The sequence below is a fragment of the Acidobacteriota bacterium genome (assembly GCA_026707545.1).
Classification (GTDB): Bacteria; Acidobacteriota; Thermoanaerobaculia; order Multivoradales; family Multivoraceae; genus Multivorans.
Genome location: JAPOWR010000001.1, coordinates 829,848 through 852,496 on the forward strand (window position 1 = coordinate 829,848; position 22,649 = coordinate 852,496).

Below are 22,649 nucleotides of genomic sequence, written 5' to 3' on the forward strand. Positions count from 1 at the left end.
CGGAGAGCGCTCCATGACTCTCGGACCCGTCCTGAGTCATCTGCTCTCCGCGGCGCCAGAGCCGCTTTCGGCCGGCGACGATCCTTCCGGCTGGTACCGGACGTTCCGGGATGCGGTGCTGGTGCCCCGGGAGGCGCGGGCGCCGGACGGCGCGGAGTCGGCCGGCCAGGCACACTTCGGCCACGGTCTGCTCGGCGGCTTCCTGGCCGATCGGCCCGCCTGGGCGATGGTGGCCGGACACCAGGGAGCCGTTCGCCGGCTGGCCTGGGAGTGCGGCGGGCTGCATCTGATGCCGGAGGGCGGCATCGTCGCCTTCTGCGCCAGCGAGGAGGGCGGGGCGCATCCGCGGGCGGTTCATTCGTCGCTCGTGGCGACGTCGGATGGCGACTACCGCCTCAACGGTCAGAAGCGGTGGGCGACCCTGGCGCCGTCTGCTACCGCGCTCCTTCTGATCGCCTCGGTCGGCCGTGAAGACGGTCGCAACCTGCTGCGGGCGTTGTGCGTACCGAGCGACCGGCCGGGGATCGGGATCTCCCCGATGGACCTCGGGAAGAGAGTGACGGCGAACCCCGAGGTGCGCCACGCCGTGATCGATCTGAACGAAGTGGCGGTGGCACCGGCGGAGTTACTGGGAGGCGACGGCTACGCCGATGCGATCAAGCCCTTCCGGACGATCGAGGATCTCTACATCGGCGCCGCGATGACGGCGTACAACCTGGCGCTTGCCCGCCGGTGGGGCTGGCCGGAGGAGGCGGTGGAGGATCTGCTCCTGCTGCTGGTCACCGCGGAAGCTCTGGCCTTCGGCCCGCTGGATGTCCCGGCCGCCCATCTGGGAGTGGCGGCGCTCGGCCGCGCCACCGCCCGGGTGCGCGACGCGCATGCCGGGTACTGGGACCTGGTGGATGGCGAGGCAGCGGCGGCGTGGCGGCGCGCCACGTCGGGCGGCGGCGTCGCGGCCCGGGCCAAGGAACTCCGCCGGCAGGCGGCGTGGCGGCGGTTGCATGCTTGATCGCATCCGCAGCTTCTTCGGGGAGCGGATCGACCCGGAACGGGCAGGTGATCCGGAGGCTCGCCTGCGGCTGGCCGCGGCGGCGCTGATGGTCGAGGTGATGCGCGCCGACTTCGACGCCGCCGAATCCGAGAAGGAGGAAGTGCTCGCCGCGGTCCGACGCCACCTGGGGCTCACCGAGCGGGAGACGGCGGAGCTCGTGGCGCTGGCCGAGGAGGAGACCGAAGGTTCGGTTTGCCTGTACGAGTTCACCCGTCTCATCCATGAGTCCTTCGACGCGGAGCGCAAGCGCCGGCTGCTCGAGGAGCTGTGGCGGGTGGCCTTTGCCGATCGGGTGCTGGAGGCTCAGGAGGAGTTCCTGATTCGCAAGATCGCCAATCTGCTGCACGTTCCGCACGCGGCCTTTGTCGCCGCCAGGCAGAGGGCGAAGAAGCACGCCCTGGGAGCATCCGGATGACCGAAGCTTCCTCGGCCCCGAAACAAGCGTCTCCGGATCTTCACCCGATCGAAGCTAGCGCGCTGCACGCGCGCCGGGAGCGGGTCTTTCTCATCCTTGCGGGCCTGTTCCTCGGCTCGATGACGATGCTCAACATCCTGGGCGTGACACGTTTCCTGGACCTGAGCTTCACCGTGTTCGGCCTGCGCATCCCGATGCCCCTGGCGGTCGGCGTGCTGCCCTATCCCCTGACCTTCCTGTGCACGGACTTCATCTCCGAGATCTACGGGCGAAGGCGGGCCAACTTCCTGGTCTGGGTCGGCTTCCTCGTCAACATCTGGTTGGCCATCGTGCTGTGGCTGGGCGGAGCACTGCCGGGTTTCGACTCGCCGGTGCCGGGCCCCGATGGCCGGCTGCCGATCTTCTTCGAGATCCGGACGATGACCCTGGGCGTGATCGCGGCGTCGATGATCGCCTACCTGAGCGCTCAGCTTTGCGACGTCTGGGTGTTCCACTTCTGGAAGCGGCTGACGAAGGGCCGGCACCTGTGGTTGCGCAACAACGGCTCGACGGTGGTCAGCCAGTTCGTCGACTCGTTCTCCGTGATCACGATCACCCACTTCGCGGCCGGCGCCATCCCGGTGGACAGCGGTGAGCCGATCTGGCCGCAGTTGTGGGTGTTCATCGGCACGGCATACGTGTTCAAGTTCCTGGCGGCGGCGGTGGACACGCTGCCGTTCTATCTCGGCACTCGCTGGTTGCGGCGCTATCTCCAGATCGAGGACGGCGAGCCGCGCTAGAGTCCGCCGTGAGCGACCCCATGGACAGCTGGAAACCTGACTCCTGGAAGGGCGCCGACGTGCGCCAGCAACCGACTTACGGCGACCCGGCCGCGGTCGACTCCGTCGCGGCCCGGCTCGCCATCCTGCCGCCGCTCGTGACCTCGTGGGAAGTCGAGACGTTGAGGAGCCAGTTGGCTTCCGCGGCGCGCGGCGAGCGCTTCGTCCTCCAGGGCGGCGACTGTGCCGAGAGCTTCGCCGAGTGCACCTCCGACTCGATCACCGCGAAACTCAAGATCCTGCTGCAGATGAGCCTGGTGCTGACGCACAGTCTGAAGAAGCGGGTGATTCGTATCGGCCGGTTTGCCGGCCAGTACGCGAAACCTCGTTCATCGGATACGGAGACCCGGAACGGCGAGACGCTCCCCTCGTACCGGGGCGACCTGGTCAACTCGCTCGAGTTCACCGCCGAGGCGCGGGAACCCGATCCGATCAACCTGCTGCGCGGATACCAGCGATCCGCCCTGACCCTGAACTTCATCCGCGGCCTGATCGACGGCGGATTCGCCGATCTCCACCATCCCGAGTACTGGAACCTCGACTTCGTCGATCATTCCCAGAACGCCGCGGAGTATCAGCGCCGGGTCGAGTCGATTGCCGACTCCCTCCGGTTCATGGAGACGCTGGCCGGTGTCGAGGTGGGACAGATCGACCGGGTCGATTTCTATACGAGTCACGAAGCGCTGCACCTGGTCTACGAGCAGGCGCAGACCCGGACGGTTCCGAGGCGGGAGGGCTGGTACAACCTCGCGACCCACCTCCCATGGATCGGCCTCCGCACGGCGTTCCAGGGCTCGGCGCACATCGAGTACGCGCGGGGCATCCGCAACCCCCTCGGCGTCAAGGTGGGGACCGGGATGAAGCCGGCCGACATCGCCCATCTGGTCGACGTGCTGAACCCGGACGGCGAGGAGGGCCGGCTCGCTCTCATCCACCGCTGCGGCACGGAGAAGGTCGCCGAAGAACTGCCGCCGATCCTGCAGGCGGTGTGCGCGACCGGCAAGCCGGTGCTCTGGATCTGCGATCCGATGCACGGCAACACGAAGAGCACCGGAGAGGGCATGAAGACGCGGGCCTTCAGCGCCATCCTGTCGGAGCTGGAGCAGGCCTTCGACATTCACGCCGCGAACGGCACGGTCCTCGGCGGTGTGCACTTTGAGCTGACGGGCGAAGATGTGACGGAGTGCGTCGGCGGTGCCCGGGGTCTCGACGAGCAGGGGCTGAGGCGGGCCTACCGTTCGCAGGTCGACCCGAGGCTCAACTACGAGCAGGCGCTCGAGATGGCCCTGCTCGTGGCGCGCAAGGGGGCGGCCACTTCCTGAGCGGTTAGTATTGCGGCCTCACGGCCCCGTGAGGTTTCGCGCTATGTCCCCGGCCAGTCAGAGTTTCCGCTTCCGCGAGTCGCGCCGTCTGCTACGTGAGGCGGACGTTCGTCTCGCTGTTCCCGGCGAGGACGGCGAAGTCTCCGCCACGACGCGGGACATCGCTACCGGGGGCATATTCGTGTCGACTCCGGAGCCGATGCCGGTCGGCACCACGGTGCACTTCGTGCTGCAGCTGGGGTCGGAGGACGAGCCGGCCGAGGTGGAGGGGGAGGCGACCGTCGTCTGGGTGCGCTCCGAGGCCGGCGGCGCCGACCAGCCGGCCGGGATGGGAATGCAGTTCAACCGCGTCGAACCGCCGGGAGAGGAGCGGCTGGCGCTGCTCTTCTCGGAGGAGCAGACGGACGGCGATGTGATTCCGGCCGCCCCCGTGCTCGAGGCGGAGGAGGACGAAGACCTGGACGACGAGGCCGAAGCGCCGCCGGAAGCGGTCGAGAGCGAGGTTCCGCCTCGCGACGCCCTGCCGGACATCGACCCGCCGCTGGCAGCGCGAGAGGGGGCCGGCGACGACGAGGTCGACGCCACGCTCTTCGGTGAGCTGACGCAGGACGGCGAAGACGACTGGATGAAGCCGGAGTCGAGGTCTCGCCCCTGGCTCTGGCCTGCTGTCGGTGCGGCCGTGCTCCTGGTTGCCCTGGTCGTCTTCCGCGGGCCATTGATGCGGCTGGTGGGAGTCGGCGGCAACCCCACGGAGGAGGCAACGCCGGCTGAAGCGCCTAGCTTCGAGGTTTCGACCCTTGGCGCGGCAGCGGAGGCCCCGCCGGGAGCTTTGGAGGCCCCACCGGAGGCATTGGAAGCCCCGCCGGAGGCGGAGGAGGCCCCACCGGAGGAAGTCGGGGATCCGTCGACGGCGAGCCGGCTGCTCGTGCCCCTGGAGGAAGAGACGCCGACCGTCACGGCCGAGGCGCGAGCGGAGCCTGTCGCCACTCCGCCGCCGGCGCGAGCTGAGCCTGCCGCGAGTCCGCCGCCGGCGCGAGCGGAGCCTGGCGCGAGTCCATCGCCGGCGCGACCGCCGACGGCTGCCCCGGCGGCGCCACCTGCCAGTGCGACCGCGCTGCGTTCGATCACCGCGAGGACGGCAGGTGAGCGGACGGTGATCGAGATCGTCGGCAACGCTCCCTTCGAACGCCACCACGTCATGCCGCTCGAAGCGCCTCCGAGGCTTCTCGTGCGGTTGATCGGCGTGGGCCAGGCCTATGACGCCACGGCGGTCAGCGCTCCCAGACTGCGCGGAGTGCGCACCGGCGTTCACGGCCGGGGCGCGACGCGGAACCTGCACGTCGTGCTCGATCTGGCCGCGGCCGACATCGCGGCGACCGTCGAGCGCCGGGGCGACCGGGTCGTCGTCAACCTCTCCGATTGACCCGGCCGGGATCCGCCGGAAGAGATGGCCCGCGGCGCGCCGCGGGTGGAGCGGCGCGGGTCGCCGCGGGCATGCTGGCCAGCCGGGTCCTCGGCTTGGTGCGAGAGGCCGTCGTTGCGAGTCTTGCCGGGGTCGGCGCCCTGATGGATGTCGTCTCGGCGGCGTTCAGGGCGCCCAACGTGCTGCAGAACCTGCTCGGGGACCAGGCACTGTCGGCATCCTTCATCCCGGTCTACAGCCGCATGGTCGCCGAGGGGAGGCGGCGAGAGGCCGGGGCCCTGGCTGGCGCGATGTTCGGTCTGCTGTTCGCGGCGATGGGACTGCTCAGTCTGCTCGGTTTCGTTCTGGCGCCGTTGCTCGTGCGGCTCCTCCTCCCTGGCTTCGTCGGCGATGCCGAAGCGGTGGCGGCAGGGATGTCGACCGTCGACCGCCTGGCGCTGACCACGACGGCGGTACGCATCTGCATCCCGATGGCGGCGGCGATCACCCTTTCGGCCTGGTGTCTGGGGATCCTGAACAGCCATCGCCGGTTCCTGCTGCCTTACCTGGCGCCGTGTTTCTGGAACGCGAGCGTGATCGGCGTCGTCTGGTTCGTTGCGGCCGGCGCCATGGGTGGCGAAGCCGAGAGGATCGAGTCGCTGGCGCTCGCCGTCTGCTGGGGCGGCCTGCTCGGCGGACTGCTGCAGTTCGCGGTGCAACTGCCGTCCGTGCTGAGGGTCACCGTCGGCCTGCGTCCTTCACTCAGCCTGCGGGCGCCGGGCGTGCGCAAGACGCTGACCAACCTGTGGCCGGCGATCGCGGGTCGCGGTGTGGGACAACTGGGCGCCTACGTCGACCTCCTGCTTGGCTCCCTCCTGGCGCAGGGCGCACTGGGCGCCCTGACGCTCGGCCAACGCCTGTACCTGCTTCCGATCGGCCTGTTCGGCGTCTCGGTGGCGGCTGCCGAGCTGCCCGAGCTGGCGCGGCTGCGGGGCGACGGCGAGGACCGGTCGCGAACGGCTGCGGCGCGCGCCCGGGCTTCCTTGGCCGCAATGTCCTTCCTGGTGTCGCCGACCCTGGTCGGCTACCTCGCTCTGGGGATCGGAATCGTCGGCGCCGTCTACCGACGTGGCGAGTTCGGAGTCGCCGACCAATGGCTCGTGTTCTTCGTGCTTGCCGCGTACTCGCTGGGCCTGCTCGCGTCCAGCGCTTCGCGCTTGCTGCAGAGCGTGTTCTTCTCGTTCGGAGACACCCGGAGTCCGGCCCGAATCGCGGCCATGCGGCTGGCCGTCGCGGCCGGCCTCGGCGCCGTGCTGATGATCTGGCTCGACCGGATCTCCGTGGTGGAGGTCGCGCCGGCGGGCTGGCTGGGACCCGTCGCACCGGAGGCCGCGCTTCGGCTTGGCGCGGTCGGCCTGGCCCTGGCCTCTGCGGCCGGCAGTTGGCTGGAGCTGGCGCTCCTGTTGCGCCGGCTGCGGCGGCGGGAGGTGCCGGTACGGGCGCCCTGGCGGGCGTGGGGCCGGCACTTGCCCCTCGCGATGCTGTGCCTTGCTCCGTGGGCGGCGACGCAGACCCTCGTGCCGGGTCCGCCCTGGATCGCCGGCGTCGTTCCGGTCGTCGGTTTCGCCGTCACGTATCTGGTCGCTGCGAACGCGCTCAAGGTGCCTGAGGCGCGGACCCTGCGGCGCTGGTTGCTCGAAACCCGGCGCCGGTCCTCGACGTAGTCAGAAGGAGGAAGAGGAGTCGCTAGATGGAGATTCTGCTCAGCGTCGGTCTCGGAGTTGGCCTCGCGGCGGCGTGCGGTTTCCGGGTGTTTCTGCCCTTCCTGGTCATGGGTGTGGCGGCCAGGGCCGGCGCACTCGACCTGTCCCAGGATTTTGAGTGGATGACGGGAACGCCAGCCCTGCTGGCCTTTGGTACGGCGGCGCTACTCGAGATCGGCGCCTATTACATCCCGTGGCTCGACAACCTGCTCGACGTAGCCGCGATGCCGGCGGCCGTCACTGCCGGCATCGCCGTGGCGGCCGCGAACATCGAGACCGCATCGCCCCTGCTCGACTGGGCGCTGGCCGCGGTGGCGGGCGGCGGCGCGGCAGCGGGGGTCCAGACCGGGACGACGCTGCTGCGGGGAGCCTCGACCATGATGACGGCCGGGATCGGCAATCCCGTGGTTTCGACCGGCGAGGCCGGAGCGGCCGCGGGTCTGTCGTTGCTGGCGGTCACGATGCCCGTGCTCGCTCTGGCCGCCGTGTTGCTGCTGGTGGCCGTCGTCAGCGCCCGGCTCCTGCGGCGGCGCGTGCTCAGGGCGCGACAAGCCGACTCCTGAACCGGCGGCGGGGCCTCGGGAACCGGCGTCGTCCGTTTGCGCCGCGGGCCGACGTCGACCTGGGAATCACACGGCGACAGGGCGTGTTGGGGTCGCAGGGGCGCTAAGATGGTCTGGGCGCCGATGGAGGGTGTGACCGCTGTGAGGACGGGAAACATCGAACCGCGGGTCGAGCGCCGCCGCTTGAGTCGTGCGGCTGTGGGGACGATCCTCGCCGGGCTGGCTTTCGGATGTGCTTCGACCGGCGTGCGGGAGGCCGGCGAGAGCGCGCTGCACCGAGAAATGGAGCGCCGCGGCGTCGCTCGGGTCGTCGTGCCGTTCGCCTTGAACGAGGACATGGCCGCGTGGACTCATCGATCCGTCGACGAGACGTCACGAGAGGCGCGCCTCGACGCTCTGGTGGAAGCCGTGATGGACACTTCGCTTCTCGGAGTGCAGTACGAAACCGGCCGTACGGGCTCCGCGATCGACGTGTTCAGGAGCCGGACGGCGAACTGCCTGGCTTTCACGCAGATGTTCGTCGGCATGGCGCGCGAACTGGATCTGGCGGCGTACTTCGTCGAGGTGACCCACGTGGAGAGCTTCGAGCGCTCCGGGGACCTGATCGTCGTGTCCGATCACGTCGCGGTCGGGTTCGGGCCGCGGCATGCGATGCGGGTGATCGACTTCGGTCGTCGCGAGGAGGAGAAGGGCTGGAGGGTGACCCCGATCAGTGACCTGACCGCCACCGCGCTCTTCTACTCGAACCGCGGCGCCGAGGCCCTCCGCGCGGAGCGGCTGGACGAGGCGGTGGCCTGGCTCGAGGACTCGGTGCGGATCGACCCCGAACTCGCCTCCGCCTGGGTCAACCTGGGAGTGGCCCAGCGGCGGAGCGGCGACGCCGGCGCAGCGGAGAAGAGCTACCGGCGGGCGCTCGAGATCGATCCGCGAGCCAGCTCGGCGCTCGCGAACCTGGCGGTGCTGCTGCGACTCGGCGGCCGCACGGCCGAGGCCGAGGAACTGCTCCGGTTGACGGCGACGACACGCAACCGAAACCCGTTCACGTACATCGCTCTGGGCGATCTGAGCCTGCGCTACGGCCGCCTGGACGAGGCGGAGCGCTTCTACACGAGGGCGCGACGGCTTGGGCCGGACGAGGCGGCGCCGGCGGCCGCATTGGGCGAGGTGCTGCTGCGCCGCGGCGAGCGCAGGGCGGCCGAGAAGCTCCTCCGCCGGGCGCAGCGGCTGCAGACCGAGGGCGACCGGCGCGTCGATCGGCTGGCCCGCCTGCTGTCGGGCGCCTGAGCGGCTGTCGCGCCGTTTGCTGCCGGACTCGGGCTCGGACGTGGCTTCTCTCTGGCAGCTCTGGATCGATACGGGCGGTACGTTTACCGACTGCGTGGCGATCGCCCCGGATGGGTCCGTTCAATGCATCAAGGTCCTGAGTTCCGGAGCCGTGCGGGCCAGGGTGGTGTCGGACGGCGGGGACGGCCTGCGGCTGGAGACGCCGTTCGACCTTCCCGGCGGCTTCTTCGACGGGTATGGGCTGGCGCCCCTTGCGGGCGGGACGCCCGTCAGCGTGGAGGCATGGTCGGCGGATGGTTCCTGCCGGCTCGCGGACGGTGCCGGGTACGGGAGGGGTCTTGAGCACGACCTGGTGGTGGAACTCGTCTCGCCCGAAAACGCGCCGATTCTCGCGGCGCGGATCGCCACCGGCAGGGCGCTGGGCGAGCAGTTGCCGGCCTGCGACCTGCGGCTCGCGACGACCCGCGGAACGAATGCGCTGCTCGAGAGGGCTGGGTCGCGGACCGTCCTGTTCGTTACCGAGGGGTTCGCCGATCTGCTGCTGATCGGGGATCAGGCGCGGCCCGACATCTTCGCGCTGAACATCGAACGTCCGGCGCCCCTGTACGAACGGACGGTCGAGGTGGGCGGCCGCCTCGACGCCACCGGGCGCGAACTCGCGCCGCTCGACGAGGACAGACTGCGCGTGGCGGCGAGGGCTCTGGTCGGCGAGGGTTTCGGGGCGGCGGCCGTGGCCCTGCTGCACAGCTACCGGAATCCGGCACACGAACAGCGTGCCGGGGACATCCTGCGGTCCGCCGGCTTCGAGACGGTCTCGTGTTCGGCCGAACTGGCGCCCCTGATCAAGATCGTGCCCCGGGCGCATACGGCGGTCGTGGACGCCTACCTCGGACGGGCCGTCGGCGGCTACCTCGAGACCACGGGAGCGGCGCTTGCCGGCGGCGCGGAGGCGGCCGACAACGGGGTCGCGCCGCGGGTGATGACGAGCGCCGGCGGTCTGGCGAGCTTCTCGAGCTACCGGCCCAAGGACAGCCTGCTGTCGGGACCGGCGGGAGGCGTCGTCGGCGCGGCGGCGGCGGGTCGCACGAGCGGCATGGAGCGGATCATCGGCTTCGACATGGGCGGCACAAGCACCGACGTGTCGCGCTACGACGGCGACTTCGAGTACAACTTCGAGTTCCGCGTCGGCGACGCGACCGTGGTGGCGCCGGCCCTGGCGATCGAGACAGTGGCGGCGGGAGGAGGTTCGATCTGCGGAGTCGATCACGGCCAGCTCAAGGTGGGGCCCGAGAGCGCCGGGGCGCGGCCGGGCCCGGCCTGTTACGGTGCCGGTGGGCCGCTGACGATCACCGACGTGAATCTGTTGCTAGGCCGGATCGATCCGGCGTCCTTCGGCCTTCCCATCGACGTCGGCGCCGCCGAGCGTCGGGCCGCCGAGGTGCTGGCCGGCCTCGCGGGCTCCGAGGAGGGCCTGCTCGGAGGCTTCCTACAGGTCGCCAACGAACGGATGGCGGACGCGATCCGGCGCATCTCGGTTTCGCGGGGCTACGATCCTGCCGACTACGCGCTCGTCAGTTTCGGCGGTGCCGGCGGCCAGCACGCCTGCGCCATCGCATCCGAACTGGCGATGCGTACGGTGGTCGTGCCGGTCGATACGTCCCTGCTGAGCGCGGTCGGTCTGGGTCACGCGGTGGTGGAGCGCTTCGCGCACCGGCAGGTTCTGGAACCGCTTGACGGTGGCCGGATCGGTGCCCTGATCGAGGAGCTCGAGCGGGAGGCGCTGGCGGCCCTCGTGAGCGAACGGGGAGCGAACCTCGAAGGTGCCGCCGTGCGGCGCCGGATCGTCCGCCTGCGGCTCCAGGGACAGGAGACGGCACTGGAAGTCGAACCGGCCTCGGCGACCGAGGCGGGCTCGACCGGGGCGGTCACGGCCCTTTTCGTGGACCGCTACCGGGCGGTCTACGGCTACCCGCCGCCCGAGCACCCGATCGAAGTCGAGTCGATCCGGGTCCTGGCCTCCACCGCGCCGGCGGCCGGTCGGCTGGACCGGGGCCCGCGCGCCCCGCAACGAGCGCGGGCGGAGCGCCGGCGGGCCTGGTTCGGGAACTGGAGGTCCGCCGAGTTGCTGCACCGCGAGAGTCTCCCTCCCGGTTTCGAGCAGGACGGTCCATGCCTGGCGCAGGAGCGCCACAGCATCACGGTCGTGGAGCCCGGCTGGAGCCTGCGGGTCGACGACGCGAAGGCACTGGTTCTGAGGCGGATGGCCGGCGCGTAACTTCGGCCGGCCGGCAACGTATCTGAGGCCGTGCGGCGCCGTTCGCGTCGGTCAGATTGGCTAGGATTGTCCGTTCTCGGCCTTGAGGCTCTATGCGTGGTTCATGCGATTCGCTTCGTAGCAGCCAGGATCCATCTTCCTGGCGCCGCGGACTTTCTGCGGTTCTGGCCTCCGCGGCGGCGGTTCTCGGTTGCGCCCATTCGAGCGTGCTCGAGCGCATTCCGGAGGTGGCGCACCCGCCGGCCGAGTTCGACCGGGGGATGGAGACGGAGGTCCTCGAGGCCCCTGGCGCTTGCGGCGCGCTGGGAGACCAGACTTTGCGGGAGCTCCAGCACCGTCTGGCCGGTCAGAGCTTCGATCTCCAGGCGGCCTGGCGCCGGGTGGAGGCGGCGGAGGCCCGCGCTCGGGAGAGCGGCGCCTACCTGATGCCGCGTCTCGATGCTTCGCTTTCCGGCAACGACCTCACGTTTCCGAGCAGCGGGATCGTGAACCAGTTCCTGCTGCAGGGCGCGGCCTGGGACTCCAGCCTGGCGGCGAGCTTCGAGATCGATCTCTGGGGCCGGTTGCGGAACCGCGAGGTGGCCGCCTTGCTGGATGCGGAGGCGAGCGTCCAGGATCTGCGCGCGCTGGCGATCAGCCTGTCGTCGGTGCTGGCCGAGGTCTGGTTCGGCATCGTCGCGGAGCGTGAATTGATCGACCTGCTGGAGACCCAGCAGCGCACCTCGGAGAGGTTCCTGGAGTTGACCCAGCTTCGCTTCGGCCAGGGTCTTGGACCGGCGCAGGACATCGGTCGCCAGCGGGAACAGTTGCTGAGCCTGCAGGGCCAGATCGAACTGGCTCGGGGCAGGCTGGAGTCGCTGGAGTTCCAGCTCGCCGTGCTCCTGGGCAGCGGGGAGCGGCAGACGCCGGCTGGTTCGGCGGGTCTCGGACCGCTTCTGCAGGCCGCCGACCGGCCTGGTCTGGGAGTGCCGGCCGAGCTACTGGAGCGGCGGCCGGATCTGCTGGCCGCACGCCGACGGGTCGAGGCCGCCGACCGGCGGGCGGCCGCGGCGGTGAAGGAATGGTTGCCTTCCCTGTCTCTGAACGCTCTCCTGACCGGTCGCGCACTGGAGGTGGTCGACGTACTGGACGACCTCGTTCGGCAGATCGGCGGGACGGCGGCGCAGTCGGTCTATGCCAGCGGCGGCCGCCGGGCGCGCATCGACCAGGCAGTTGCGGCGGCCGAGGAGAGCCTGTACGCCTACGCGCAGTCCCTGGTCAACGCGGTCGGGGAAGTGCAGACGGCGCTTGCGGTAGGCCGCAGCAGCCGTGAGCTGGTCGGCAACCTGGAGGAGCGGTTGGGGGAAGCCCGCCGGGTTCTCCTCTTGACCAGCGAGTCGTACCGTGAGGGAGCGACGGACTACCTGAACGTGCTGACCGCGCTGCTTTCGCAGCAGGGGCTCGAGCAGGCGCTGATCGACGCCAGGCGGCAGCAGCTTGCGAGCCGTCTGCAGCTCTGCCGGGCATTGGGTTTCGCACCGGGAACGTCGGTGGAGCGGCTGGCGGCAGGACTCGCCACGGCGCCCGAAACAACGGCTGCAGGCGGAGCGTCCTGACAGGCGGAAGGACATGAAGGGTACGCTGATCCGTGTCGGCATCGTGGTGCTGGTCCTGGCGTTCGGCCTGGTGGTTGCCAGGGCGATCATTCAGGCCAGACCCGAGGCGGTGCAGAGGCCGCCGGACGACTCCGGCGTGCTGGTGGAAGTGGCCGAGGTGAGGCGGCTCCCGCGGCGCATCGACATCGAGGCCCAGGGAACGGTGCTGCCGGCCCGGAGGGTCGTCGTCCAGCCCCAGGTAAGCGGCCGAATCGCGTTCGTCATGCCGCGGCTCGCTCCGGGCACGCTGCTGCGGGAGGGCGACGTCATCTTCGCGATCGAGGATGCCGACTTCAAGCTGGCGGTGGCCCGGGCGACCGCCGCGGTCGCCGAGGCCGCCGCCCAACTGGAACTCGAGCAGGGCCGTGGCCGGGTCGCCGAGCGGGAGTGGGAACTGTTCCAGGATGAGCTGGACGTTGAACAGATGGAGGCCTCCCTGGCGCTCCGCGAACCGCAGTTGCGCTCGCGGCTCTCGGCCGTTCAGACCGCCCGCGCCGCCCTGGCGCGCGCCAGGCTGGACCTCGAACGCACGGTTGTACGGAGTCCGTTCAACTCCGTCGTCCTCGCCGAGTCGATCGAGGTCGGGCAGACGGTGACGCCGCAGAGTCAGACCGTGACCCTCGCCGGAACCGATGCCTTCTGGGTGCGTGCCGCGGTGCGCACGGACGAACTCGAGCAGCTCCGCGTTCCCGCTCTCCACGGTGACGTTGAGGGTTCGCGCGCGCTGGTGCGACTCGATCCCGAGACGGACTACGTCCTGCCGGGCCGCATCGTCCGGTTGCTGGGAGATCTCGACACCGCGGGCCGGATGGCCCGGGTTCTCGTGGAGGTCGACGATCCGCTCGGGCTCGAGCGTGGGACGGGCGGCGCGGCGGGACGCGGCCTCCTGCTTCTGGACAGCTACGTCGACCTGCTGCTCGAAGGCGGCACGGTGCGCGACCTGTTCGAGGTGCCTCGCGACTGGCTTCAGGAGGGCGGACACCTCTGGCTGTACAGCGGCGAGCAGCTCGAGCGTCGGCCGGTCGACGTGGCGTGGCGTTTCGAGGACAGCGTGTGCATCGATAGCGGCCTGGCTGACGGGGAACTCGTTGTGACCAGCCGCATCGCCACGCCGATCGAGGGGATGAGGCTCCGCCTGGGAGCGGATGAACCCCGGTCGATCGCCGCCGAGTTCCTCTCCGCCGCCAGCCGTTGGGACGTGTCGGGCTGGGGCGCCGTGCCGACGGGAGTTGCGCCATGAGCCTGATGTCCCACGACCACGGCCCCGTCGACAGGAAGGGACCGATCGGCTGGATGGCGGCCCATCCGGTCGCGGCGAACCTGCTGATGGGGGTTCTGGTCATCGGCGGCATCCTGTTCGCCTTCGGAACCAAGCGGGAGGTGTTCCCGGAGATCGATATGGACATGGTGACCGTGGTGGTCGCCTATCCGGGGGCGTCGCCCCAGGAGGTCGAGGAGGGAGTCGTCCTCGCGATCGAGGACGAGATCAGTTCGCTCGACGGCATCAAGAAGATCAACTCGATCTCGGTCGAGGGGCTGGGCACGGTGATGGCCGAACTCCTCACCAGTGCGAACCCGGACCGGACGTACAACGACATCAAGAGCACGGTCGACCGGATCACGTCCTTCCCGCAGGACGCCGAACGCCCCGTCATCTCGCTGGTGACGAACCGCAGACAGGTGCTGTCGCTGCTGGTTCACGGCGATGTGGACCTGAAGTCGCTCGACCGGCTCGCCGAGGAGATCAGAAGCGAGCTGCTTTCGGACGAACGGATCACCCTGGTGGAGAAGGCGGGCATCCCGCCGCCCGAGATCAGCGTCGAAGTGCCCGCGGACAACCTGCGGCGCTACGGCCTGACGCTGCCGCAGATCTCGACGGCCGTGCGCGCGGCCTCGATCGACCTTCCTGGCGGTTCGGTCAAGACCGAGGGCGGCGAGGTGCTGGTCCGCACGACGGAGAGGCGGGACTACGGCGAGGAGTTCCGGGACATCACGCTGATCGCCCGGGCCGACGGCACCCGGGTCCGGCTGCGCGACGTGGCCACCGTGGTCGACGGCTTCCGGGAGACGGACGAGGAGCTGTACTACAACGGTCAACCGGCGATCGACCTGCAGGTCTACCGTGTCGGTGAGGAGGTGCCGCTTCAGGTCTCGTCCGCGGTCTACGACCTCGTCGAGCGCCGGCAGGGCACGTTGCCGGACTCGGTGGGACTCTCGATCGTGAACGACGAGTCGGAGGAGTACCGGGCCCGGCTGTCGATTCTCGGAAAGAACGGCCTGATCGGACTGCTGCTGGTGGTCACCGTGCTGGGCATCTTCCTGCGGCCGGCGGTCGCCTTCTGGGTCAGCCTGGGCATCTTCATCTCATTCTGCGGCTCGTTCTTTCTCATCCCGATCCTCGGCGTGTCGCTCAACATGATCTCGCTCTTCGCGTTCATCCTCGTACTGGGGATCGCGGTGGACGACGCGGTCGTCGTCGGCGAGGCGATCTTCTACCACCGCCGGGGGGACAACCGGCTCGAGGCCGCGATCGTCGGCACCCGCGAGGTGCTGACGCCGGTCACGTTCGCGGTGCTCACGACGATCATCGCCTTCATCCCGCTGGCCATCGTCCCCGGCATCACGGGCAAGTTCTTCCGCAACATCCCGTTCATCGTCATTCCGGTTCTGTTGCTGTCCCTGATCGAGTCCGTGTTCATCTTGCCTGCGCACCTGCGGCACGTTGGACGGACGAAGCTGCGCGGCCGGAAGGGCCGCAGGCGGTCGCTCAATCCGTTCAAGAAGCTGGGCGCGGTTCAGCTTCGTTTCTCGGAGTGGGTGGAGCGGGTGATCGCCGGACAGGTCCCGCCCATCATCCGGAGATTGGTCCGAGACCGCTACCTGACGGTGGCCGTCATGTTCTCGGCGCTGGTCGTCGCGGTCAGCTTCGTCGCCGGCGGGCACATCAAGTTCAACTTCTTCCCGCGGATCGAGGGCGAGTTCGCGAACGGCGTGATCGAACTGCCGTTCGGCGCACCGGTCGCGGACACCCGCGACGTTGCGCGACGAATGACCCGGGCCGCGGAGGAGGTCGGTGCCGAACTCCTGGCGGAGGGGCGGATGCGCCGGCGAGCCGACGGCTCGATGCCGGAGACCGTCCTGGAGGGACTCCGAGCGAGGATCGGCAGCGCCGACACGGGCGCTTTCGGCCCCGGCCAGGGTTTCCCCGCGACCGGTGGACACGTCGGCGTCGTCACGGCATACCTCGTTCCCGACGCGGAGCGCGAGTTCGGCTCGGCCGAGTTCACCGCGCGCTGGCGCGAGCGGGTCGGTGAGGTTTCGGGGGTCGACCGGTTGTCGTTCGACTTCAACACCGGTCCGTCAGCCGGCGCCAAGGTCTCGGTCCAGCTCGAGCACACCCAAACGCCGCCGCTCGAAGCGGCGGCGGCGCGCGTCGCCGCCTCGCTGGCGACCTACAACGGCGTGTTCGATGTCGACGACGGCTTCAAGGTCGGCAAGCCGCAGCTCGACCTGGTGCTCAAGCCGGCTGCCAAGGGTCTGGGACTCACCGAGCGGGCTCTGGCGGCCCAGGTCCGTGGCGCCTTCTTCGGCGCCGAGGCCAGCCGCCAGCAGCGGGGCCGCGACGAACTTCGCGTCTACGTCCGCCTGCCGCGGGAGGAGCGCGATTCGGTCCACGCGATCGAGAATCTCCTGATCCGCACCCCAGGCGGCGGCGAGATTCCGCTCCACCAGGCGGCGTACGTGCGGCCTGGGAGATCGTTTACCGAGATCCTCCGGGTCGACGGGCGCCGCACCGTCACGGTAACCGCCGACATCGATCCGACGGCCACCACCGGCAACGACATTCGGGCCGCCCTGGCCCGGACCATCCTGCCCGAAGTGGTGGCCGACACGCCCGGACTGACGTTCAATTTCAGCGGAGAGCAGGAAGCGCAGGCCGAAGCGGTCGGTTCCCTGATGGGGAGTCTGGTGGTCGCCATGCTCGCCATGTACGCTCTGATGGCGGTCGCCTTCCGCAGCTATCTGCAGCCCCTGGTCGTTCTGTCGGCGGTGCCCTTCGGCATGTTCGGGGCGGTCGTTGGCCACCTGATCATGGGCTACGACCTGAGTTTCCTCAGCATCTTCGGACTGGTCGCGCTTTCGGGCGTCGTGGTGAACGACTCGCTGGTCCTGATCGACGCGGTGAACCAGCTACGGAGCGAGGGCACGAACCTGCTCGATTCCGTGGTCGGCGGTGTGACCCGTCGTGTGAGGCCGGTCATCCTGACCTCACTGACCACCTTCTTCGGCCTGATGCCGATCATCCTGGAACGGTCGAACCAGGCCCAGTGGCTCGTCCCCATGGCGCTCAGCCTCGGCTTCGGCGTCCTGTTCGTCACCGGCATCGCCCTGGTTCTGGTGCCCTGTACCTACATGATGGTCGACGACCTGAAGAACGGTCTGCGCTGGCTCGTGGGGATGAGCCCGGAGCCGGGCGAAGCGCAGCCGGCGCCGCAGCCCGGAGGCAGGTAGCCGGCGAGGTCGCCCGCGTCATGGACGACCTGGTTCGGGCCTGCGAACGGCTGTGGCCGCAGGGGATCTCGATCTTCCTCTCGCACCAGGCCCGGTTCCGCAATCCGCTATCGCCGGTGGATCGGGAGGCTCTGGCCGACTCGGAGGCGGCGGAGGATCCGGCCGTCGTGGCGGTCGTTGCGGAGGAACTCCCCGCGCGGCTCGACCGGCTGGAGCGGGGCACCTACTTCCCGGTGCCGCTGGCGAGGGCGGTCGCCGGGGGACGCGCCTTCGACGACGCGCTGATGTCGTTTCACTACCCGCCGATCGTCGTCGATGCGGAGCGGCGCTGGTCGTGGAAGGGGCAGCCGGTGGCTGAGCGCATCCGGCGTTTCTTCGTCCAGCACATCGGGTTCGAACCAGCCCTCCGTGTCTGGTTCGTCGAGTACCGGGTCAACGACGGCTGGTGGGACAAGTGCTATCTCGACTGCGCGACCACACCGCTGGTCGCGGTTCAACTGCGGGAAGGAGCCGGGGACGAAGACGGCCAGGTCTTCACCGATTTGAGCAACGGACGCGACGACAGCCTCGACCCCGATTCACTGCGCCTGGACGAGCGGGAAAGGCTGTTCGCCTCGTCCGCGGACCACGGGCTGGTCGAGATCGCGGACGCGCCCCGCTTCGCGCTGCTGCGCACCGTGTCCGAGGACTGCCGGACGGTGGAGTTCGCCGGAGCCCGGCGCAGCCTGCGCTGGCCGGACGCCGGCTAGCTGAGGCCGCCGCTACGCGTCGGATGCCGGCCAGATGGCCGGCGCACCCAGTGTTTTACCCCTCCACCGGATTCCCGTCCGCGTCGAGGAAGCGCATCTCGCCGAGGTCCAAAGCCCGGATCTTCTCCTCGATTCTGACGCGATCGCCGACGACGATCCAGACCAGGTTGTCCGGCTGGAGCACCCGGTCAGCCTGGGTGCTGACGTCGGAGAGGCCGACTCCCCGTACGGCGTCCGCGAACGTGTCCCAGTAGTCGTCCGGCAGGTTGAAGCGGGTCATCTCGATGAGGCTCGCCATCACCGCGCCGTTCGTTTCCCAGCGCCCCGGCAGGGTCAGCGTGTTCTGGTCCGTCACCTTGGCCAGCTCGTCCGCCGTCGGGGCTCGGCTGCCTCCGCTCCGGATGCCCCGAACCTCCTTGTCGATCTCGGCCATCGACTCGGCTGTCCGGTCGGTCTGGACCGGCGCGAACGCGTAGTACGGTCGCTGGCCCGCGGCGTCGAGGAGGATCGCCCGGGCGCCATACGACCAGCCCTTGTCCTCGCGCAGGTTCAGGTTGATCCGCGAGGTGAAGCCGCCGCCGATGATGTCGTTCATCGCCTCGATCTGGAGGTTCCGGGGATCGCCCTTCGGCGGGGCGAGCTGGCCGGCGAAGATGATCGACTGCGCGGAGTCCGGCCGGTCGATCAGGTAGACGACGGTCTCGGGTTGGGGCGCGACGTCCGCCAGGTTCTTGGCGGGCACGTCGCCCGCTTCCCAGCTCGCAAAGCGGGACTCGATCGCCGGTAGCAGGTCATCCATCGTGATGTCGCCGACGACGATCAGGGTCGCGTTGTTCGGCTTGAACCAGGTGTCGTGGAACGCTTGCAGGGCGTCGACATCGAGCGCGCCTACCGACTCCTCGGTTCCCGAGCCGGTCAGCGGATTGCTGTACGCGTGCCCCTCGCCGTAGAGGATGCGGGGCAGGACGCGTTGGGCCATCGACACCGGCTGCACCTTCTCGCGGCCGATGCCAGCCAATTGCTGTTGTTGCTGGCGTTCGAACTCGTCCTCCGGGAAGGAGGGGTTCAGGATGACGTCGGCGAACAGGTCGAGGGACTCGTCGAGATTCTCGACGAGCGCGCTCATCGTCACGGTCGACACGTCGAGATTCGAACCCGCTGCGAGGTTGGCGCCGAGACCGTCGAGCGTGTCCGAGATCTCGAGCGCGTCGCGGGATGTCGTGCCCTCGTCGAGCATCCCCATCGCCATCCGCGCGGTGCCCGGCAGGGCGTACTGGTCGGAGGCGTAGCCGGCGTCGAACAGCATGTTCAGGTTGACCACCGGCACTGCGTCGCGCTGGGCAAGGATGAGGCTCAGTCCGTTGTCGAGTTCCGCGGTTTCGCGAGCCGGGAACGAAGCCGAGGGGAACTCGGCGACCTCGGGCGGGCCGGACGAGCGGTCGACCGTGCTTTCGCTCGTCGTGTAGGTGGCGAAGGGTCTCACCTCGACGGTCAGAACACCGTCGTCCAGCCACTCGAGGGCGGCGCCGTGGACGTCGGCGACGGTGGCGCTCAGGAGGTTCGCCTGGGTCGTCTTGTGGCCGTCGGGGCTGCCGAGGTAGACCTCGCTGGCCGCCAGCACGTCGGACTTGCCGCCGAAGCCGCCGATCCGTTCGACGCCGCGAATGAAGCTGGCCCGCGTACTGGCCTGTGCGCGCGCCAGTTCGGCCTCCGTCGGCCCCGAGGCGAGGAAGGCCTCGAGTTCCTCGTCGAGGACGGCCTCGACCTCGGCCAGGTCCTGGCCGGGTCTAGCGGTCGCGATGACGAGGAACAGACTGCCGAACTGGCGGGTCATGACGAAGGCGCTGACATCGGTGGCGATCTGATCGTCGTAGACCAGCCGCTTGTAGAGGCGGGAACTCTTGCCGGCGGCCAGGACGTCGCTGGCAAGGGAGAGGTGATCGACGGACTTGTCCCTGACCGTGGCGACGTTCCAGGCCTTGTAGACCCGGGCCTGGGGCACGCGGTCCTGGAGAACGATCCGGCTCGGTTCGCTCCGGCGGGCGAGTGAAACGTCGGGCTTGATCAGCGGCGGCCCGGAGGGGATGTGGCCGAAGTACTTCTCGACCCGGGCTTTCACGTCCTCGGCCTCGACGTCGCCGGCAACGACGAGAACCGCGTTGGCCGCGCCGTACCAGGTGTCGAACCACTCATGGACGTCGGCCAGCGAGGCGGCGTTCAGGTCCTCCATCGAGCCGATCGTCGAGTGGTCGTAGGGGTGGCCGTCGGGGTAGGTGTTCTCGAAGATCGTCAGAAAGACCTTGCCGTAGGGCTGGTTCTCGCCCTGGCGCTTCTCGTTCTGCACCACGCCCCGCTGCTCGTCGAGCCGGGCCTGGTCGACCGCCGCCCGCATGTGGCCCATGCGGTCCGACTCCATCCACAGCGCCATGTCGAGCGCCGTTGTCGGCACGACCTGGAAGTAGTTCGTCCGGTCCTGGTTCGTCGTCCCGTTCATGCCGGTCGCGCCGACCCGGTCGAAGGGCTTGAAGTAGTCGTCGTTGAAGTGCTCGCTGCCGTTGAACATCAGGTGCTCGAACAGGTGGGCGAAGCCGGTCTTGCCGATCTTCTCGTCGCCGGCGCCGACGTCGTACCAGACGTTGACGGCGACGATCGGCGCCTTGTGGTCCTCATGGACGATGAGCCGCAACCCGTTTTCCAGCACGTACTTCGTGTTGGGGATGTCGACGATGTCTGCCGACGGGGTCCCGGTGTCGGTGGACTCGCCGCAGGCCGTGGCGAAGATCAGGAGGCAGAGAGCAGAGGTGGCGCCGAGCAGTCGCTTCACGGGCGGTCTCCTTGAGTCAAGAGGGGCGGTTGATCCGTATCACCAGGCGATGCCGTAATCTTCGCCGAAGTCGCTTGCGCCACCCCACATCGTCCCGTTCTCGCGGTCGAACCAGATCGCGGTGATCGGCCCGGAGGTGCGGTCCAGAGTGCGGACTCGGTAGCCCATGTCCCGGAGCTTCTGCCGCACCCAGGGCGGCACGTCGCTACGGACGTCGAGGTCACCCGGTCGCGACTCGTGGGCGCCGAAGGAACTCTGCATCTGGTGGCTGGTGATGTTCGCCGCTTCCACGGCTTCTTGGACGTTCATCCCGAACTCGACGACGTTCAGGAGGAACTGGAGCAGGTTCTGGTCCTGCGTGTCGCCGCCCTGGACCGCGAACGACAGGTAGGGCGCTCCGTCCTTGAGCGCCATGCCGGGTGTCAGCGTTGCGCGGGGCCGCTTGCCCGGTTCGGGCAGGTTGTACGGGTTGAGCCCCGGGTCGAGCACGAAGCTCTGCATCCGTTGGCTCATGCCGATCCCGGTGCGGCCGGCGATCACGGCGGGGATCCAGGCGCCGCTGGGCGTCACGGACACGACCCAACCTTCGGCGTCGGCGGCCTGGATCGAGGTCGTCCCGGCGGTGAAGGCCTCCTCGTAGGTCATGCGCGGCAGCGGCTGTCGGCCGGCCGACGCCTGCTGGAAGCCCTGTTCGCCTTCGGCGTTCGCCGCCGGCGGGATCGGCGTCCACTGCTCGAGCAGGTCGAGGAAGGGGTTGTCGCCGTCCTGGAAGGCGTACGGATCGCCGGGGCGGGCTCCTTCGTCGTTTCGTTCCCAGTCGATCGACTCGTATCGCGCGCGGGCGTAGCTCTTCGACAGCAGGCCCTCGAGCGGCTCCTCGGGCGGGTAGTAGGGGTCGCCGTAGTAGAAGTCGCGATCGGCGAAGGCGAGGTTCATCGCCTGGTAGAGGGTGTGGATGTAGCGGGCCGAGTTGTAGCCCATCGCCTTCAGCTCGGCGTTCTCGAGGATGTTCAGCGCCTGGAGCATGACCGGCCCCTGGACCCAGGAAGTCAGCTTGTACACGTCGACGCCGCGGTAGTTCGTGTGCACCGGCTCCTCGATATGGACCCGCCACTGATCCAGATCGGCCATCGTGTGCAGACCACCCAGCTCCCCCGAGCCGCGGACGAACTCCTCGGCGATGTCGCCGCGATAGAAGCGGTCGTAGGCCGCCTCCAGAGCCTGCTCGCGGGTCTTGCCCTGCTTGAGCGCCGCGGCCTCGGCTTCGACCAGCTTGCGCAGCGTGTCCAGCAGATCCGGCTGGCGGAAGATCTCGCCGGCGCTCGGGGCCGCGCGTTCCTCGCCCAGGTGGGGCAGGAAGACCCGGGCCGAGTCCGGCCACTGCTGCAGCATCTCCTTACGCCGCTCCATGTTGTCGGCCTGGGCGCGCTCGATCGGGTAGCCGTCCGCCATCTGAATCGACGGTTCGAGCACCTCGGCCAGACTCATCGTTCCGTAGTGCGAGAGCATCACGATCAGACCGCCGGGGGTGCCCGGCGTCACAGCCGCGAGCGGGCCGTACTCTGGGGGATAGACGAAGCCCCGTTCGCGGAAGAAGTCGACCGTGGCGCCGGTAGGGGCCACTCCGAGGGCGTTGATTCCGATAACGTCGCGGGTGCGCGGATCGAAGATCAGCGCCTGCGTCTCGCCGCCCCAGCCCAGCGTGTCCCACATGGTCGAGGTCGCGGCGAGCATGGCGCACGTCGCGTCGACGGCGTTGCCGCCGCGGGCGAAGATCAGAGCACCGGCCGTCGCGGCCAGCGGTTTGCCGGTCACCGCCACCCAGTGACGTCCGTGCAGGACCGGCTTGACGGTGCGCTGGGCGAGAGCCGGAGCGGCGGCGCAGATGGCGGCGACGGCCAGCGCCAGGAAACGAACGCGGAAACCAGGGGCCGGCGTGGGGGTCATCGGGGCAGCTTATCGCCGCCGCATGGCGGCCGGAACGTCGTCGTCTCGCTGATAGCCTGCCCGTCGTTCACTCCGAGACGAACGAGGGCA

At 69.3% G+C, this 22,649-nt stretch carries 15 protein-coding genes; 13 read left to right on the plus strand and 2 right to left on the minus strand.

What is annotated here, in order from left to right:
* Positions 1-13: 13 nt before the first annotated feature.
* From OXG83_03295 to OXG83_03355, 13 genes are all read left to right on the plus strand, one after another.
* On the plus strand, positions 14-1,009 hold the full coding sequence (locus OXG83_03295) for an acyl-CoA dehydrogenase family protein (protein ID MCY3964042.1): 996 nt from the start codon (positions 14-16) through the stop codon (positions 1,007-1,009).
* Positions 1,002-1,466: a TerB family tellurite resistance protein gene (locus tag OXG83_03300; protein MCY3964043.1), complete on the plus strand. Its 465-nt coding sequence runs from the start codon at positions 1,002-1,004 to the stop codon at positions 1,464-1,466. Before OXG83_03295 ends, OXG83_03300 begins: the two co-directional genes overlap by 8 nt.
* A complete protein-coding gene (locus tag OXG83_03305) occupies positions 1,463-2,245 on the plus strand; it encodes a queuosine precursor transporter (protein MCY3964044.1) in 783 nt (260 codons plus the stop codon). Before OXG83_03300 ends, OXG83_03305 begins: the two co-directional genes overlap by 4 nt.
* A gap of 20 nt (positions 2,246-2,265) precedes the next feature.
* Positions 2,266-3,606 carry a 3-deoxy-7-phosphoheptulonate synthase class II gene (locus OXG83_03310; GenBank protein MCY3964045.1) on the plus strand — a complete coding sequence of 447 codons (1,341 nt, stop codon included), beginning with the start codon at positions 2,266-2,268 and terminating at the stop codon, positions 3,604-3,606.
* Positions 3,607-3,649: 43 nt separating this feature from the next.
* Positions 3,650-5,029, plus strand: coding sequence for a PilZ domain-containing protein (locus OXG83_03315; protein MCY3964046.1), 1,380 nt, complete (start codon positions 3,650-3,652; stop codon positions 5,027-5,029).
* Positions 5,026-6,732, plus strand: coding sequence for a murein biosynthesis integral membrane protein MurJ (murJ, locus tag OXG83_03320; protein ID MCY3964047.1), 1,707 nt, complete (start codon positions 5,026-5,028; stop codon positions 6,730-6,732). Before OXG83_03315 ends, murJ begins: the two co-directional genes overlap by 4 nt.
* 26 nt (positions 6,733-6,758) lie before the next feature.
* The gene (locus tag OXG83_03325) at positions 6,759-7,334 is read left to right on the plus strand and encodes a DUF4126 domain-containing protein (protein MCY3964048.1); all 576 of its coding nucleotides are present in this window, start codon (positions 6,759-6,761) and stop codon (positions 7,332-7,334) included.
* 141 nt (positions 7,335-7,475) lie between these two features.
* Positions 7,476-8,618 carry a tetratricopeptide repeat protein gene (locus OXG83_03330; protein MCY3964049.1) on the plus strand — a complete coding sequence of 381 codons (1,143 nt, stop codon included), beginning with the start codon at positions 7,476-7,478 and terminating at the stop codon, positions 8,616-8,618.
* 40 nt (positions 8,619-8,658) lie between these two features.
* Entirely contained in the window at positions 8,659-10,893 is a 2,235-nt protein-coding gene (locus tag OXG83_03335; protein ID MCY3964050.1) for a hydantoinase/oxoprolinase family protein, read from the plus strand.
* 206 nt (positions 10,894-11,099) lie between these two features.
* Entirely contained in the window at positions 11,100-12,488 is a 1,389-nt protein-coding gene (locus OXG83_03340) for a TolC family protein (protein MCY3964051.1), read from the plus strand.
* A gap of 13 nt (positions 12,489-12,501) precedes the next feature.
* Positions 12,502-13,767, plus strand: a complete 1,266-nt coding sequence (locus OXG83_03345) for an efflux RND transporter periplasmic adaptor subunit (GenBank protein ID MCY3964052.1) — start codon at positions 12,502-12,504, stop codon at positions 13,765-13,767.
* The gene (locus OXG83_03350) at positions 13,764-17,039 is read left to right on the plus strand and encodes an efflux RND transporter permease subunit (protein ID MCY3964053.1); all 3,276 of its coding nucleotides are present in this window, start codon (positions 13,764-13,766) and stop codon (positions 17,037-17,039) included. Before OXG83_03345 ends, OXG83_03350 begins: the two co-directional genes overlap by 4 nt.
* A gap of 20 nt (positions 17,040-17,059) precedes the next feature.
* Positions 17,060-17,788 (plus strand): hypothetical protein, encoded by a 729-nt coding sequence (locus OXG83_03355; protein MCY3964054.1) that lies wholly within the window; start codon positions 17,060-17,062, stop codon positions 17,786-17,788.
* Between the two features lie 55 nt (positions 17,789-17,843).
* Here OXG83_03355 and OXG83_03360 read toward each other — a convergent pair whose 3' ends face one another.
* Both OXG83_03360 and OXG83_03365 read right to left on the minus strand, forming a co-directional pair.
* On the minus strand, positions 17,844-20,612 hold the full coding sequence (locus tag OXG83_03360) for a pitrilysin family protein (GenBank protein MCY3964055.1): 2,769 nt from the start codon (positions 20,610-20,612) through the stop codon (positions 17,844-17,846).
* 39 nt (positions 20,613-20,651) lie between these two features.
* The gene (locus OXG83_03365; GenBank protein MCY3964056.1) at positions 20,652-22,559 is read right to left on the minus strand and encodes a gamma-glutamyltransferase; all 1,908 of its coding nucleotides are present in this window, start codon (positions 22,557-22,559) and stop codon (positions 20,652-20,654) included.
* Positions 22,560-22,649: the final 90 nt, after the last annotated feature.